The organism is Flavobacterium gilvum (assembly GCF_001761465.1).
GTDB lineage: Bacteria > Bacteroidota > Bacteroidia > Flavobacteriales > Flavobacteriaceae > Flavobacterium > Flavobacterium gilvum.
Genome location: NZ_CP017479.1, coordinates 2,768,652 through 2,783,268 on the forward strand (window position 1 = coordinate 2,768,652; position 14,617 = coordinate 2,783,268).

Sequence of the window (14,617 nt, forward strand, 5' to 3'; positions counted from 1 at the left end):
ATTTATAAATATCAATTTTCAGAATCTCAAATTTTAATGATTATTTATTATAACCAAAAAAAATATCATTTATTATAACCTAATATTTTTAATACGTCTTCAGCGGTTTGTTGCTCCGAAAATACTTCTGTTGCTAATATTCCATTTTCATCACGATCAATCAAAATGTGTCTTGGCTGTGGAATTAAACAGTGTTGTAATCCTCCAAAACCACCGATAGTTTCCTGATAAGCTCCTGTATTAAAAAACCCTAAATACAATGGTTTTTCTTTGTTGTATTTTGGCAAATAAATGGCATTCATGTTTTGTTCAGAATTGTAGTAATCATCACTATCACAGGTCATTCCTCCCAATAAAACTCTTTCATAAGTGTCATTCCATCTATTGATTGCCAGCATGATAAAACGTTTGTTAATTGCCCAGGTATCCGGTAAAGTGGTGATAAAAGAAGAATCAATCATATTCCACTTTTCTCTGTCGTTTTGTTGTTTTTGATACAAAACCTGATAAATTGCACCTCCACTTTCGCCAACGGTAAATGAACCAAATTCAGTAAAAATATGAGGTACGTCTACTTCTGCTTCGTCACAGGCAATTTTGATTTGATTGATAATTTCATCAATCATATATTGGTAATCGTATTCGAAAGCCAATGAATTTTTGATTGGGAAACCACCACCAATATTTAAACTATCAAGGGTAGGGCATTCTTTTTTCAAAGCAACATAAACTTTGATACATTTTACAAGTTCATTCCAGTAATAAGCATTGTCATTGATCCCTGTATTGATAAAAAAGTGCAACATTTTCAGTTCCAAATTTTTATTCTCTTTTATTTCTTTTTTATAAAAAGGAACTATGTTTTTGTATCCAATACCTAATCTCGACGTATAAAATTCAAATTTTGGTTCCTCTTCGGCAGCAATACGGATTCCAATTTTGAATTTTCCGTTTATTTCTCCCTGTAATAAATCCAATTCTTCGTAATTATCAATAATTGGAATGGTGTTTTTATGGCCGTTGTTGACCAATCTTGCAATATTTTCAATGTATTGATCTCTTTTGAAACCATTACAAATGATAAATGTGCTTTTGTTTATTTTTCCGTTTTCTAACAAATTTTCAACGATATTAATATCGAAAGCGGAAGATGTTTCAATATGAATATTATTCTTGAAAGCTTCATTCATAATATATTCAAAATGAGAGCTTTTTGTGCAATAACAGTAGTAGTATTTCGCCTCATATTTGTTTTTTTCCATCGATTTACGAAACCAGCTTTTGGCTTTGTTGATGTTGTTGGAAATTTGAGGTAAATAGGTAAACTTTAAAGGAGTACCATAAGTTTCTACCAATTTCATCAAATCGATATTGTGAAATTGAAGATTGTCTTTGTTTAATTTGAATTCTTCCTGAGGGAAGTAATATGTTTGATTTATTAAGTCAGAATATTTTGTATTCATTAGTCCTATAGAGTTTTATAATAATTAAATTTAAAAAAAAACAGAATTAGTATAAATTCAAACTCTAATATTTGCATAAATAATTTGCAACTTTTCGTAGTCGGCCCTGAAATATTGAAAAACATCAAAACTAAAATTACCTTTTATGCCATAAAAGCGTTTCAATAATCTTAGGAAAGACCTATTGTTACTGTTCTTTTTGGTAGAAAATCTTTTAGTATTTTGTTTTTTGTTCATTGGCGCAAATGTAAAAAATAAAATAAAAGCAAAGCAATCCTTTTATTAAAAAAAAACTAAGATTTGTAATCCTCGAAAGCCTTTAAAATCAACTCGTTTTCAACAGATTGATTGATTTTTATTTTTCCGATGCCTTCAATCAATGCAAATTGGATCATGCCGTACTCGTTTTTTTTGTCGTGAATCAACAATTCAAGAATAGGATCGATATCATTTTCCTCAAAAACCACATCATCATATATTGATTTTAGGGTTGTTTTTATTTGTTGATATTCTTCAGATGAAATTAGGTTTTTTTGCAACGAAATATAACTTTCCAAAATCATTCCAACGGCTATGGCTTCACCGTGAAGTAAAGTCGTTTTTTCTTCATTTTCCAAAAAATAGCTTTCAATAGCATGTCCTAATGTATGTCCGAAATTCAATGATTTTCTAATGTTTTTTTCGGTTGGATCCTGCATCACAATGATATTCTTGATTTCGACAGAGCGATGAATCAGTTCGTCAAGACCACTAAAATCAATTGATTTTATATCTAAAAAAGCTTCCCAATAAGGTTTGTCAAAAATCAATCCGTGTTTTAGCATTTCGGCGAGACCAGATCGCATTTCATTCTGAGGAACAGTTTGAAGGTATTGAGTGTCAATTAATAGCATTTTTGGAGTATTGATAACTCCAATTTGATTTTTTAAATTTCCTAAATCCACTCCATTTTTGCCACCTACAGAAGCATCCACCATAGATAATAAGGTTGTGGGAACGTGAATAAAATCGACACCTCTTTTGAAAGTAGAAGCTACAAAACCTCCTAAATCGGTTACAACACCGCCGCCTACATTAATAATAAGTGTTTTTCTGTCGGCACCCAGTTCAGTCAAAACATTCCAAATTTCGATGCAGGTTTCGATATTCTTATTTATTTCTCCCGCTTCAAACTCAATAATTTCAATGGTTAAATCTGTTTCCAGTAAAGGAAGAAATTTAGGCAGGCAATGTTCATTTGTATTTGTGTCCGTGATAATAAACAGATTTGAATATTTATTCTCTTTCAGATGTTGGTTTAGTTTTTCGTAACCTATTTCGTTGAAATGAACAGGATAATTATTGGCTTGAATCGATTGCATGATTTTAATTTATTTTTAGGCGAAAATAAGGCAAATTTTGATAATATTAATGGCTTAGTCTCTTTATATTTGCATAAAAAATATAACAAAATATGGATAATATTTTCAATAACACACAAATTGCGTTTGCATTAAAAAGTGACACTGAACTCGAAAGAGCCTATTTTTTATTTAAATTAATAAACAGCCAACCACTTGTGCGCATTGGAACAGCTGTGACCAATTTTGCCATAAAGGCTAATTTACCAGTTGAAAACCTTATTCGTGCTACCGTTTTTGATCATTTTTGTGGTGGAGTAAATGAAGATGATTGTTTATCGGTTGTTGATAAAATGTATACCAAAGGAGTTTCATCGGTTTTGGATTATTCTGTTGAAGGTAAAGAAGAAGATGACCAATTTGACGCTGCTCTTCAGATGACCCTTAAAACTATTGAATTTGCCAAAGAACGCAATGCCATTCCTTTTGCAGTTTTTAAACCAACAGGTTTAGGTCGTTTGGATCTTTATGTAAAAGTGGGAGAAAAACAAATTTTGACTCCAGATGAACAAGCGGAGTGGAATAGGGTAGTGACCCGATTTGATTTGGTTTGTAACGAAGCTTATAAAAAAGATGTTGCGTTGTTAATTGATGCCGAAGAAAGTTGGATGCAGAATGCCGCCGATGATTTAGTTACAGAAATGATGCGCAAATACAACAAGGAAAAAGCTATCGTGTTTAATACACTTCAGATGTACCGTTGGGATCGTCTGGATTATTTGAAAAAAATACATGAATTGGCCAAAACCGAAGGATTCTTCATCGGGATGAAATTGGTTCGAGGGGCTTACATGGAAAAAGAGAATGAGCGTGCTATAGAAAAAGGGTATCCGACACCAATATGTTCTTCAAAAGAAGCTTCGGATATCAATTTTGATGCTGCCGTTGAATATATGACAGAGCATTTGGACACGATGACTGTTTTTGCAGGAACTCATAACGAATTGAGTTCTTACAAATTAATGGAATTGATGAAAGCCAAAGGAATTTCAAATAACGATAATAGAATTTGGTTTGGACAATTGTATGGAATGAGTGATAACATCAGTTATAATTTGGCTAACAGCGGATACAATATTGCCAAATACCTTCCTTTTGGTCCAGTAAAGGATGTTATGCCGTATTTGATTCGACGTGCCGAAGAAAACACATCAGTAGCAGGACAAACCAGTCGTGAACTTTCGATGATTAAAGCAGAACGCAGCAGAAGAAAATTATAATAGTTAAAGTTTTATTTAAATGCAAAAAAACCATTTGGAACGAATTCCAGATGGTTTTTTTTTTTTTTTTTTGAAAGTATGTTTTTAACCTATGAATTGCTAAACTGTAAATTGCTTAGGTTTTTGTACAACCCGTTTTCTAGATTAATCAACTCATTGTGTGTTCCTTGTTCACTGATTCTTCCGTTATCAAGCACCAAAATTTGGTCGGCAGAACGAATTGTGGAAAGACGATGGGCAATAATAATACTTGTTCTTCCTTCCATCAAGACTTCTAGTGCTTCCTGAACCAGTTTTTCGCTTTCGCTGTCCAAAGACGAAGTTGCTTCGTCCAAAATTAATATAGATGGGTTTTTCAATAAAGCACGTGCAATGGCAATTCGTTGTCTTTGTCCTCCCGAAAGTTTGATCCCTCTCTCGCCAACTACTGTATCAAATTTTTCAGGGAAACTTTCTATAAATAGATAAGCATTGGCCTGTTTGGCAGCCGTAATAATTTCTTCATCGGTGGCATTGGGTTTTCCGTAAGCTATGTTTTCCTTTATGGTTCCACCAAAAAGTATTACATCCTGAGGAACAATGCTCATATTTCCTCGAAGATTTTCTAGGTCATAATCGTAAATATTTTTTCCGTCAATCAATATTTTACCTCCATCAATATCGTAGAAACGTAATAATAATGAAGCAATAGTGGATTTTCCCATTCCGCTTGGTCCTACAAGAGCAATTTTTTGACCAAAACTTGCAGAAAAATTGATGTCTTTCAGGACTTTTACTTCTTTTCGACTTGGGTAACTAAAAGCAACATTGTTGAAAGTTACATCTCCTTTGATTTTATTTATCGAAGGAATATGCAAATTTGCATTGATTGCTTCTGGTGTTTCATCTAATAATTCAAAAACTCTTTCGGTAGCGCCAATTGCTTTTTGCATTTGTGCATATAACTCGGCAATTCCACCTGATGATGCACCAACATAGCTTGAGTATAATATAAAGGTAAATAATTGTCCAACTGTAATTTCTCCAGCGATACTCAATTGTACTCCGTACCAAACTACGGCCACAATGGTTCCAAACAAACAAATAATAATAAAGGAAGCGAAGAAACCTCTAAATTGGCCTCCTTTGATTCCCATTTTCACGACTTCTTTAATCTTTGCCTTGTAACGGGCAATTTCGTACCATTCATTGGCGAAAGCCTTAACAATACTAATTCCTTGCATTGTTTCTTCTACAACCACCTGACTTTCGGCTACCTGGTCTTGTACCTTTTTGGAATATTTTCGAATAAATCTTCCAAAAATAACAGCTGCAACACCAACCAATGGCACTACCGAAACCATCATAATAGTCAATTTGATATTGATACTGGCGAGCATTGCAAAACTTCCGATAATTAGTATAAACTGTCTTAAAAATTCGGCTATTGTTGTGGTTAATGTATCCTGAATCTGGGTGATGTCGTTACTTATTCGGCTGTTCAATTCACCAACACGTTTTTGGGAGAAAAACGACATAGGTAATTTGACTAAATTGGTATATAAGGCCAAACGAACATTTGCTAATGTGTTTTCGGTAAAATTAACAAATAAAGAAAGTCTGAAAAAAGAGAATAATGATTGCAGTAATAAGACCAATCCTAAGCCAAGTGCTATTTGATTTGCCAAGTGTCCATCTTTTTTGTGAACACAGTCAACCAACATTCCCATAAATTTTGGGAAGGCCAGGGCAGTAACACTAGTTAAGAGTAGAAATATCAATCCGAGATAAAATTTCCATTTATGATTGTCGGCATATTTGAAAATAAGGATTGCTTTTTGCAAGGAGCTTGCGGTAATTTTCGATTTTGGTAAATCATTTTCTTGGAATCGTGCCATTACAGTTGTTTTATAATACAAATGTAAGGCTATAAGAAGATGATAACCAAAAAAAAGATAGAGTTTCAACTACGAATAAAGCACTGTTTATGAGTAATTAAATAAAAACTGGATAAAATTTATTCTATTTTTCTGTAATTTTGCTTGCAATTACGAGTTCTAGTTGTATATTTGCACACGCAATAGGGCGATTAGCTCAGCTGGTTCAGAGCACCTCGTTTACACCGAGGGGGTCGGGGGTTCGAACCCCTCATCGCCCACCAAAATTCACAAACCTCCAAAATTACTTGATTTTGGAGGTTTTTTTTGTTCGAAAATTGCGTGTCATATTTTCCACATAGCCAATCTATGGATCAATCCTAAAACCTGTGGGGAAGTAAAATTTATGCATAGATATTGGTTAGCCTGAAAAGGAAGAATCCAATGTTTCTAACCCCTCTAAATTGAGATCTAAACGCTTTTATTTTTGCATTAAAAGATTCAGCTGAAGCATTGGTACTTCTGTTATCAAAATAATTCAAGATTGTTTGATAGTGATTCTCTATTGATCGTGAGATTGTGTTAAAGGATTTATATCCGGATTGATTTACTTTCTCGTGCCATTTAGCCAATCTTGAGAGTCCAATAATTTTATTCTGTGTATTCTCGAAGATGTTTCTTAAGTCTTGAGCTAATTCATATGCTTTTTGGATTTCAGGATATAAATCGAACAATAATATAGCTCTAATTATTTGGCTTTTTGACCATTTAGACTTGTTTTTGTTGAGAAAGTGCCGGCTTCTGGCTAATAATTACTTATTGGTATCTCCATTTGATAACATTTGAGATTCGTACTTAATTTTACTGCTTTTAGCCTTCTCAATAGCTTCGTTTTCTAGGTCTATCGCTTGCCAACGGTATTTTATTCTGATTTCTTGTAAAGCGTCTAGTGCTAGTTTTTGAACATGGAAACGGTCGGTGACTTGAATTGCATTTGGAAAACATTTCTTGGCTATTAATCCCATATTTGCTGCCATATCCAAAGTAATTTCTTTGACTTGCTTGCGCTGTTTGATTGGGATTTGTTCAATGAAAGATATTACCGTTTCCGCTTTAGTTCCAGCAATCATAGCAACTATGGTTCCTTTTCTTCCTTTAGCCGCTTTGTTGGTTACAACGGTATATAGTTCGCCATTGGAAAGGGAAGTTTCATCTATTGACAAGCGTTTGCCTATGTTTTGGGGAAAGAGAAGCCATTTTTCCGCATGTTTGAGTTGATCCCAAGCTTTGAAATTACTTAAAAACTCTTTGTATTGATATTGTAAATTTCTACCTGAAACTCCATAGAAAGAGGCAATGGCATTACAATCATTTGGTTTGGAATCTATTGATCTCTTTTAAAAAAGACGCAAACTCTTGTGTTACTCGAGTGCCGTCCGCTACTAAATTCCAATCTCTAAACACCACTTTTCCAGTGTCTTGGTTAAGCCATCTTCTGCGAGTGATATGCAAATACACTTGGTGTCCTCGGATAGGAAAATCCTGCACCGTTATCTCATCAAAGAATCCTTTTGAACTTAATTTAGACGCCCTGTATTCTTTAGGAACTGAATTAATCTCTCTAAGGTACAGATGAAGTATCTCATCTCCTTTTTCATAAGAAGTAAGTTCAAAATAATCTACAATTATTTCAGGTAATAACAATTTAAGTAAGTCGATAAAGGAATCTTGCATTGGCATATAATATGAAATGACAAATGTCTATATTTTTAAATTTCTCCACAACTTTTCGTCTTGATCCCAATCTATGTGAAAAGTGAAACGGTATGTAGCTCTTTTAGATTACAAGTAAAGTGAAACATGGGTACACAAATAAAAATTTTTATATCTGTTTCGTTTGTTTGTTTATTTATTGTAAGTCCCTTACTAGAATTGTTAATTCTTATTAAGCTCCTCTTTAATTTTGGATTCAATAAATGCTATTTTTTCAAGTGTTTGGTCTCGATAGCTTTCCATTATTAATTTATTTTTGACATTTGCTTTAATATATCGGGCTTCGTTGTATTCGCTAAAGAATGTTTCTGCAAAAGTTCCGTTATTATATATCAAATTGTATATATCAACGTTGCATTTATTATTTTTAGATTCAATTTTTATTGAAAATGATAATGGTACCGGAGTGGTGATTTTGCCATTTTGAATATTAAGAATCGTATGTGCTTTACCAATAATTGTGCTTTTTTCCTTATCATCAAGTTCAATTACGTCTTTGGCGGAATTAAAATTATTGCTGAAAAATGATTTTGATTTATTATAAGCTTGCTCTTGGCTCAAATTATTTGACTCTATGGTTTTGGTAAAATGAACTTTTCCATTCTCGTCTTTTGGGAGAACATTAAGTCTTTGTCCGTATACACAAAATGAAAATATCAATAAAGTTGAAATAAGAATTCTTTTCATAGTGTAAGACATTTTAATTATTTTTATTTTAAATCAGCAGTTTTGAATTCTAATTGTAAATTCCGGTGATATTGACCACTCAATTCTAGAATGAAGATATTATTTTGATTTTTTATTTAAAAAAAACTACTTTTTTTCATTCGTCAATTAGCATTCAAATATAACGAAATATCACTCGTTGTTAGTATAACCATTGAATTATTAGACTGAAACTTCGGAAGGATAATTAACAAGAAAACACCAGAATTTGCATCAGAATTTGTTAAATAACAAAATCAAGGAAATTTGTACTCTCCAAAGGGAAGATTATCAACTAAAGAAAGAATATTTCAAAGTATATTTGAAATTATATTTTTAACTAAAACTTTTTCTTAGTAATTATTTTATTATTCCGCAAAATGGAAAGAACAGCTGTGTCAAACAAAATCGAAAAGAATATTTCTAGTGTTTTAGAGAACAATGAACTAAAATTATGGAGCAAAATTCCTAATTCTATTGAAGCCGAAGGATATATAGAACGAACAATAATTGACGAGGATTACAATGTCTCGATAATTCAAAAAGTGAAGGAACCAACCTTAAAATGTTTTTTGACAAATAATAAAGGAGTTAAAAATGCTGGAGTAATCATTTGCCCAGGTGGAGCCTATTCTCATTTGTCCCATGAAGAAGAGGGTGATAAAGTAGCCAAATGGCTCCAATCTATTGGCATCTCGGCTTTTGTTTTAAAATACAGATTGCCAAGTGATGCTATTATGAAAGATAAAACGATTGGTCCTTTGCAAGATGCTCAAGAAGCGATAAGAACTCTAAGAAGAAACGCTGAAGATTGGAATCTTGACACATCAAGAATTGGTATTTTTGGTTTTTCCGCTGGGGGACATTTAGCAGCTACATTATCTACACATTACGATGACAAAGTATATGAATCCAAAGATAACATTAGTGCTCGTCCCGATTTTTCAATACTAATTTATCCTGTAATTTCAATGAAAGATGGGATTACACATAGAGGATCTAAAGAAAATCTTTTGGGAGTGAATGCTAGTGTTGAACTGATTGAGAAATATTCGAATGAAAAACAGGTCAATGAAATCACTCCAAAAACTTTTTTAGTACATTCAACCGATGATAAAGATGTTCCTGTTGAGAATAGTATAAATTATTATTTGGCGTTAAAACAAAATAAAATTCCGGTCGAAATGCACCTTTATGAAAATGGAGGGCATGGTTATGGTTTGGGCACGTCTGGAACCAATACAAATTGGGCAGATGCATGCGAAAAATGGATGATTGCTAATGGATTGATTTTTTGATAAGATAATTTTGATATTCAAAATAGCTATAGGTTTTTAATGAGGATTATTGTTTTATTATAGTTTTGAATTTTAACATGGTTTTTAATTATATTTATTGTAATTAACATAATATTTGTATTTTAGGCGGGCTATTAAAGTCTTACCAATAAAAACCAAATATTAATGAGCAACGATAAAAAGGAAAACCATTTAGGCGCTAGCCGCAGAGATTTTTTAAAACAATCAGCAACAGCTCTCGCAGGGGTTATTATTGTACCCCGCTATGTTTTGGGAGGAAACCGTCCCGATGGTTCTAGATACATTGCTCCAAGTGATATCATTTCGCTTGGATTTATTGGGTGTGGTAAACAGGGAGGAATACTCAGTAATTTTTTCTTATCGACAAACGAAATTAAGATTCGGGCGGTGAGTGAAGTTTATAAAGACAAAACAGAACAGATGCTTAACATCATAAAAAAGAATCAGGAAAAGTACCAGCAAGGTGGTAACTTGAATGATATTGGTGTTTATACAGATTTCAGAGAATTACTTTCCAGAAAAGATATTGATGCTGTTGTAATTGCAACACCCGATCATTGGCATGCAGCAATGGCGGTGAGAGCAGCCGAAGCCGGAAAAGATATCTATTGCGAAAAACCATTATCGCTTACAGTAAAAGAAGGAAGAGCAATGGTCAATGCCACTCGCAAAAACAATCGTATTTTTCAAACAGGAAGCATGCAGCGTTCGTGGCCTGAATTCAGACAGGCTGTAGAATTAGTGCGTAATGGTTATATCGGAGAAATAAAAAGTATTAAAGTAAATATTGGTGCTCCACCGATTGCATATAATTTAGCGGAGGAAGTTACGCCTGCCGGTTTAGATTGGAAGAAGTGGCTTGGACCAAATGAATTTAAACCTTTTAATTCTGAACTAGCTCCACCTATTACAAAAGATGTTTATCCAAATTGGAGACTTTACAAAGAATTTGGAGGCGGAATGGTTACAGATTGGGGTGCTCACATGTTTGATATCGCCCAATGGGCTTTAGATATGGATAACAGTGGCCCGACTGAAGTTTTTGCACCAGATGCGAATCATGCGTTCCTTACGTATAAGTATAAAAATAATGTTATCATGACTCATGAAAAATGGGAATGGAACAATGCTGTATTGTTTACAGGTACCGAAGGTGAAATACGCATAGGTCGAGGTAAACTCGAAACAACTCCTGCATCGTTAAAGTCGCAAATAATTGGTGATAATCAGAAGCATGTTTACAAAAGTGAAAATCATTATAAAGATTTTTTGAATGCCATGCGCACCCGTGTTAAACCAATTTGTGATGTAGAAACCGGTCATCGTACAGCTACTGTTTGTAATATTGGTAATATTGCGTATCAGTTGAAACGACCATTAAAATGGAGCCCAGAAAAAGAAAAATTCGATAATGATTCAGAAGCCAATGCCTTATTGGGACGACCTATGTCCAATGAATGGGGAATAAAACTATAAGCAAGGAGCTCGATTATTAATTTTTTGGAGCAGAAAGATTAGGTGTTTTCAGGAAGATGGGTCCCGCTTTACGTTGCAATCTTGTTTGCCGAACCCCGGCAAACAAGGATTTCCACTACAATCGGGGCTAAAGAGAGAGATTTAGCATTTTTTTCATCATTCCCAAAAGAAAAAAATAATCGAACTTATAATTTTTTTAATAATTTCTTCAATAACTTTTTGATTAAACTCAAAAATTACGCATTTGCTACAAATTGCACGATTTTTTTTTTAAATTAAAAAAATCTGCGATAATCTGCGTAGTCTGCGTGAAAAAAAATCTACCAAAGTCCAATGCTGATTCAGGATATGCTTGTTTCTTTTGTGGGCTCTTGTATTAAGCTTTAGAAATGTAAAAAAAATGGCTTAATTTTACACTAAAATAATTAAAACGTATAAAGAATGGATTGGATTGTTGCCAAAGAATTTGAAGATATAACCTATAAAAAATGCAATGGTGTTGCTCGAATTGCATTTAACAGACCTAATGTTCGCAACGCTTTTAGACCAAAAACGACTTCCGAATTGTACCAGGCTTTCTATGATGCCCAAGAAGATACTTCTATAGGTGTGGTTTTGCTTTCTGCCGAAGGACCTTCTTCTAAGGATGGAGTGTATTCTTTTTGTAGTGGCGGAGATCAAAATGCCCGTGGACACCAAGGTTATGTTGGTGAAGATGGTCAACATCGTTTGAATATCCTTGAGGTTCAACGATTAATCCGTTTCATGCCCAAAGTTGTTATTGCTGTAGTTCCGGGTTGGGCCGTTGGCGGAGGACATAGTTTACATGTTGTTTGTGATATGACTTTGGCGAGTAAAGAACACGCCATTTTTAAACAAACCGATGCCGATGTAACAAGTTTTGATGGAGGATACGGTTCTGCATATTTAGCCAAAATGGTTGGACAGAAAAAAGCGCGTGAAATTTTCTTTTTAGGGCGAAATTATTCGGCTCAGGAGGCTTACGAGATGGGAATGGTTAATGCGGTTATTCCACATGCAGAATTGGAAGAAACGGCCTATCAATGGGCTCAGGAAATTTTGGCTAAATCGCCAACATCTATCAAAATGTTGAAATTTGCAATGAATCTTACTGATGACGGCATGGTGGGACAACAAGTGTTTGCCGGCGAAGCAACTAGACTTGCTTATATGACCGAAGAAGCCAAAGAAGGCAGAAATGCATTCCTAGAAAAACGCAAGCCTAATTTTGAAAAAAAATGGTTGCCATAAAAACAGTTTAAAAGTTTCAGGTTCTAAGTTTTAAACTTGAAACCTGAAACTTGAAACAAAAAAATGATGGAAGATTTTACAAACGAGACTATCGATACTAATCAACTGCCAAAATACGAGGAAGTTGAATTCTCTGTTTTGCATCCTGATTATTGGAAAGTGATTCTGATAAGTCTTGCCGTGTTTTTTTTGATAATTGGAATAGGAGGGTGCACTTTACTGTATTTTAATAAAGAGCTAAATCCGTTTATTTTGGAACTCAGTATTCTTTATGTGGTTTTATTGTTACTCGTAATTTTCTTTTCGAGATTAAGTTTTAAGAAAAAAGGATTTGCATTTCGCAATCATGATGTATTATTTAGATACGGAATTATCGCCACAAATACACTCGTAATTCCTTATAACAGAGTACAGCATGTGTCTTTACATGAAGGATTGCTTTCTCGTTTTTTTGGGTTGGCAAAAATTGAAATCTTTACAGCCGGGGGGAGTTCCAGTGATATTATGATTCCTGGAATCGAAAAAGAACAGGCTGAAAAAATCAAACAATTGTTGATGGGGAAAATTCAAAAACAATTATAATGAGTGCCGATTTTAATCAGCCACAGCGACAATCTATTGTGGGGATTTTGGTAATGTTTTTTTATTCCCTTCAAGTATATGCCAAGGCTTTATGGCCTATTTTGGTTGTTTGGATTTTTAAATTCAATGAGATTAATAAAGTTTATTTACTGCTGGGAACTCTGGTTGTTTTTTTAATAATTGGAATAGTTTCCTATTTGAAATATCTCAATTTTACATTTTATATCGATAAAGAAAATAATGAGTTTATTATAACTGAAGGCGTTTTTAACAAAACAAAAACAGCTATTCAGTTATTTAAAATTCAGCAGGTAAATATCAATCAGTCATTTATTCAAAAATTGGTTGGTGTTTACGAATTGGCTGTAGATACCGCTGGCTCCAATAAAAATGAGGGGAACATCAAGGCGATTTCCCATGATTTGGCTTTGGATTTAAAAGCCCGTTTATTGGAAAATGAAAATAAAATGGCTTTGGGTTTTAATGAAGATAGCAATGTTTCCAATGCTATTTCAATTGAAAAAAGCGATGTAGAAGTTCCGTTTATGAAAATCAGTTTTTTGAGCTTGCTCAAAATTGGTATTACGTCCAATTATGTAAAAAGCTTTTTTGTCTTATTGGCTTTTTTTATTTCGGTTTATGATCATATCAAACAAATAACAGGAAAAGACGTTTTAGATGATCAAAAAATTGAGGATTATGTTGATGGAAGCCAAATTACAATAGCATTATTGATTTTGTTCATCGTTTTCTTTTTGACTGTAATCATTATTAATTTGGTCAAAACAATTTTTACTTATTTTGATTATAAAATTTCGAGGCAAAAGGGTTCTTTATTAATGTCTTATGGTTTGTTGAATACTAAAAGTACTATTATAAAACCAGAGAAAGTCCAAATTACAAGTGTCACACAGAATTTTTTTCAAAAGAAAATGGATGTTTTGCATTTAAAAATAAAGCAGGCTACCGGAGGTGAAAAAGAAAACCAAAAACAGCATATTGAAATTCCGGGTTGCAATAAATGTGAAAAAGACACAATTCTGAAACTTTTATTTCAAAAAATTCCCGAAAAAGGAGTGATGTTAAAACCTAATTTCAGAAAACTCGGATTTTCCGTTTTTTTAACCATTGGATTACCTTTGTTGGGATTTTATTTTGTCAGGGATTTTATATTGGAACAATTCCCTACAATTGATTATTTGGTTTTATTGTATGTTGTTTTTGCAGGAATTATTCAATTTTTCATATTCAAAAACAACCGCCTTTACATCAATAATGACTTTATAATCCTGCAAAGTGGCGCGTGGGACATAACCAACAAAATTATTTTACCCAATAAAATTCAGGCGATTACAACTTCACAATTGTTTTGGCACAAAAATATCAATATTGGCTCCTTAACTTTGCATACCGCAGGTGGGGATATTAGCTTTCAATTGGGTAATTTTACAGCAATAAAACAATATGTCAACCTTTGGTTGTACGAAATGGAAACTTCCGATAGTAATTGGATGTAAATAATTGTTTCAAGTCTCAGGTTTCAAGTTTAAA

Annotated in this window: 11 protein-coding genes, 1 tRNA gene and 1 pseudogene; 7 read left to right on the forward strand and 6 right to left on the reverse strand. The window is 33.4% G+C overall.

Annotation, left to right across the window (positions count from 1 at the left end):
* Window positions 1-65: 65 nt before the first annotated feature.
* Both EM308_RS11550 and aroB read right to left on the reverse strand, forming a co-directional pair.
* Window positions 66-1,463: a type III PLP-dependent enzyme domain-containing protein gene (locus EM308_RS11550; RefSeq protein WP_035637761.1), complete on the reverse strand. Its 1,398-nt coding sequence runs from the start codon at window positions 1,461-1,463 to the stop codon at window positions 66-68.
* A gap of 293 nt (window positions 1,464-1,756) precedes the next feature.
* Window positions 1,757-2,824, reverse strand: a complete 1,068-nt coding sequence (gene aroB, locus EM308_RS11560; RefSeq protein ID WP_035637757.1) for a 3-dehydroquinate synthase — start codon at window positions 2,822-2,824, stop codon at window positions 1,757-1,759.
* A 92-nt stretch (window positions 2,825-2,916) separates the two neighbouring features.
* On the opposite strand from aroB, the gene EM308_RS11565 reads away from it, so the two are divergent.
* A complete protein-coding gene (locus tag EM308_RS11565) occupies window positions 2,917-4,083 on the forward strand; it encodes a proline dehydrogenase family protein (protein WP_035637755.1) in 1,167 nt (388 codons plus the stop codon).
* A gap of 89 nt (window positions 4,084-4,172) precedes the next feature.
* Here the strand turns inward: EM308_RS11565 and EM308_RS11570 are convergent, their stop codons facing one another.
* Window positions 4,173-5,960: an ABC transporter ATP-binding protein gene (locus EM308_RS11570; RefSeq protein WP_035637753.1), complete on the reverse strand. Its 1,788-nt coding sequence runs from the start codon at window positions 5,958-5,960 to the stop codon at window positions 4,173-4,175.
* A 185-nt stretch (window positions 5,961-6,145) separates the two neighbouring features.
* Between EM308_RS11570 and EM308_RS11575 the strand changes: the two genes are divergently transcribed.
* Window positions 6,146-6,223: transfer RNA gene (locus tag EM308_RS11575), tRNA-Val, on the forward strand.
* A 120-nt stretch (window positions 6,224-6,343) separates the two neighbouring features.
* Here the strand turns inward: EM308_RS11575 and EM308_RS11580 are convergent.
* From EM308_RS11580 to EM308_RS11590, 3 genes and pseudogenes are all read right to left on the reverse strand, one after another.
* Window positions 6,344-7,327, reverse strand: a pseudogene (locus EM308_RS11580) (ISAon1 family transposase).
* Complete coding sequence (locus EM308_RS11585) at window positions 7,308-7,673, reverse strand: ISAon1 family transposase N-terminal region protein (RefSeq protein WP_035640510.1); 366 nt, start codon at window positions 7,671-7,673, stop codon at window positions 7,308-7,310. The pseudogene EM308_RS11580 and the gene EM308_RS11585 overlap by 20 nt, the downstream one beginning before the upstream one ends.
* A gap of 201 nt (window positions 7,674-7,874) precedes the next feature.
* Window positions 7,875-8,399 (reverse strand): DUF4468 domain-containing protein, encoded by a 525-nt coding sequence (locus tag EM308_RS11590; protein ID WP_035639486.1) that lies wholly within the window; start codon window positions 8,397-8,399, stop codon window positions 7,875-7,877.
* Between the two features lie 398 nt (window positions 8,400-8,797).
* Between EM308_RS11590 and EM308_RS11595 the strand changes: the two genes are divergently transcribed.
* From EM308_RS11595 to EM308_RS11620, 5 genes are all read left to right on the forward strand, one after another.
* Window positions 8,798-9,715, forward strand: a complete 918-nt coding sequence (locus EM308_RS11595) for an alpha/beta hydrolase (RefSeq protein WP_035639485.1) — start codon at window positions 8,798-8,800, stop codon at window positions 9,713-9,715.
* Window positions 9,716-9,880: 165 nt separating this feature from the next.
* Complete coding sequence (locus EM308_RS11600; RefSeq protein WP_035639483.1) at window positions 9,881-11,212, forward strand: Gfo/Idh/MocA family protein; 1,332 nt, start codon at window positions 9,881-9,883, stop codon at window positions 11,210-11,212.
* 441 nt (window positions 11,213-11,653) lie between these two features.
* Window positions 11,654-12,484: a 1,4-dihydroxy-2-naphthoyl-CoA synthase gene (locus EM308_RS11610; protein ID WP_035639480.1), complete on the forward strand. Its 831-nt coding sequence runs from the start codon at window positions 11,654-11,656 to the stop codon at window positions 12,482-12,484.
* A gap of 63 nt (window positions 12,485-12,547) precedes the next feature.
* Window positions 12,548-13,066: a PH domain-containing protein gene (locus tag EM308_RS11615; protein ID WP_231560035.1), complete on the forward strand. Its 519-nt coding sequence runs from the start codon at window positions 12,548-12,550 to the stop codon at window positions 13,064-13,066.
* A complete protein-coding gene (locus EM308_RS11620; RefSeq protein ID WP_035639477.1) occupies window positions 13,066-14,583 on the forward strand; it encodes a PH domain-containing protein in 1,518 nt (505 codons plus the stop codon). Before EM308_RS11615 ends, EM308_RS11620 begins: the two co-directional genes overlap by 1 nt.
* Window positions 14,584-14,617 lie beyond the last annotated feature (34 nt).

Excerpts from the sequence above, each read along its gene's own strand:
- EM308_RS11550 (WP_035637761.1), bottom strand. The coding sequence starts at position 1,463 with ATGAATACAAAATATTCTGACTTAATAAATCAAACATATTACTTCCCT.
- aroB (WP_035637757.1), bottom strand. The coding sequence starts at position 2,824 with ATGCAATCGATTCAAGCCAATAATTATCCTGTTCATTTCAACGAAATA.
- EM308_RS11565 (WP_035637755.1), top strand. The coding sequence starts at position 2,917 with ATGGATAATATTTTCAATAACACACAAATTGCGTTTGCATTAAAAAGT.
- EM308_RS11570 (WP_035637753.1), bottom strand. The coding sequence starts at position 5,960 with ATGGCACGATTCCAAGAAAATGATTTACCAAAATCGAAAATTACCGCA.
- EM308_RS11585 (WP_035640510.1), bottom strand. The coding sequence starts at position 7,673 with ATGCAAGATTCCTTTATCGACTTACTTAAATTGTTATTACCTGAAATA.
- EM308_RS11590 (WP_035639486.1), bottom strand. The coding sequence starts at position 8,399 with ATGAAAAGAATTCTTATTTCAACTTTATTGATATTTTCATTTTGTGTA.
- EM308_RS11595 (WP_035639485.1), top strand. The coding sequence starts at position 8,798 with ATGGAAAGAACAGCTGTGTCAAACAAAATCGAAAAGAATATTTCTAGT.
- EM308_RS11600 (WP_035639483.1), top strand. The coding sequence starts at position 9,881 with ATGAGCAACGATAAAAAGGAAAACCATTTAGGCGCTAGCCGCAGAGAT.
- EM308_RS11610 (WP_035639480.1), top strand. The coding sequence starts at position 11,654 with ATGGATTGGATTGTTGCCAAAGAATTTGAAGATATAACCTATAAAAAA.
- EM308_RS11615 (WP_231560035.1), top strand. The coding sequence starts at position 12,548 with ATGATGGAAGATTTTACAAACGAGACTATCGATACTAATCAACTGCCA.
- EM308_RS11620 (WP_035639477.1), top strand. The coding sequence starts at position 13,066 with ATGAGTGCCGATTTTAATCAGCCACAGCGACAATCTATTGTGGGGATT.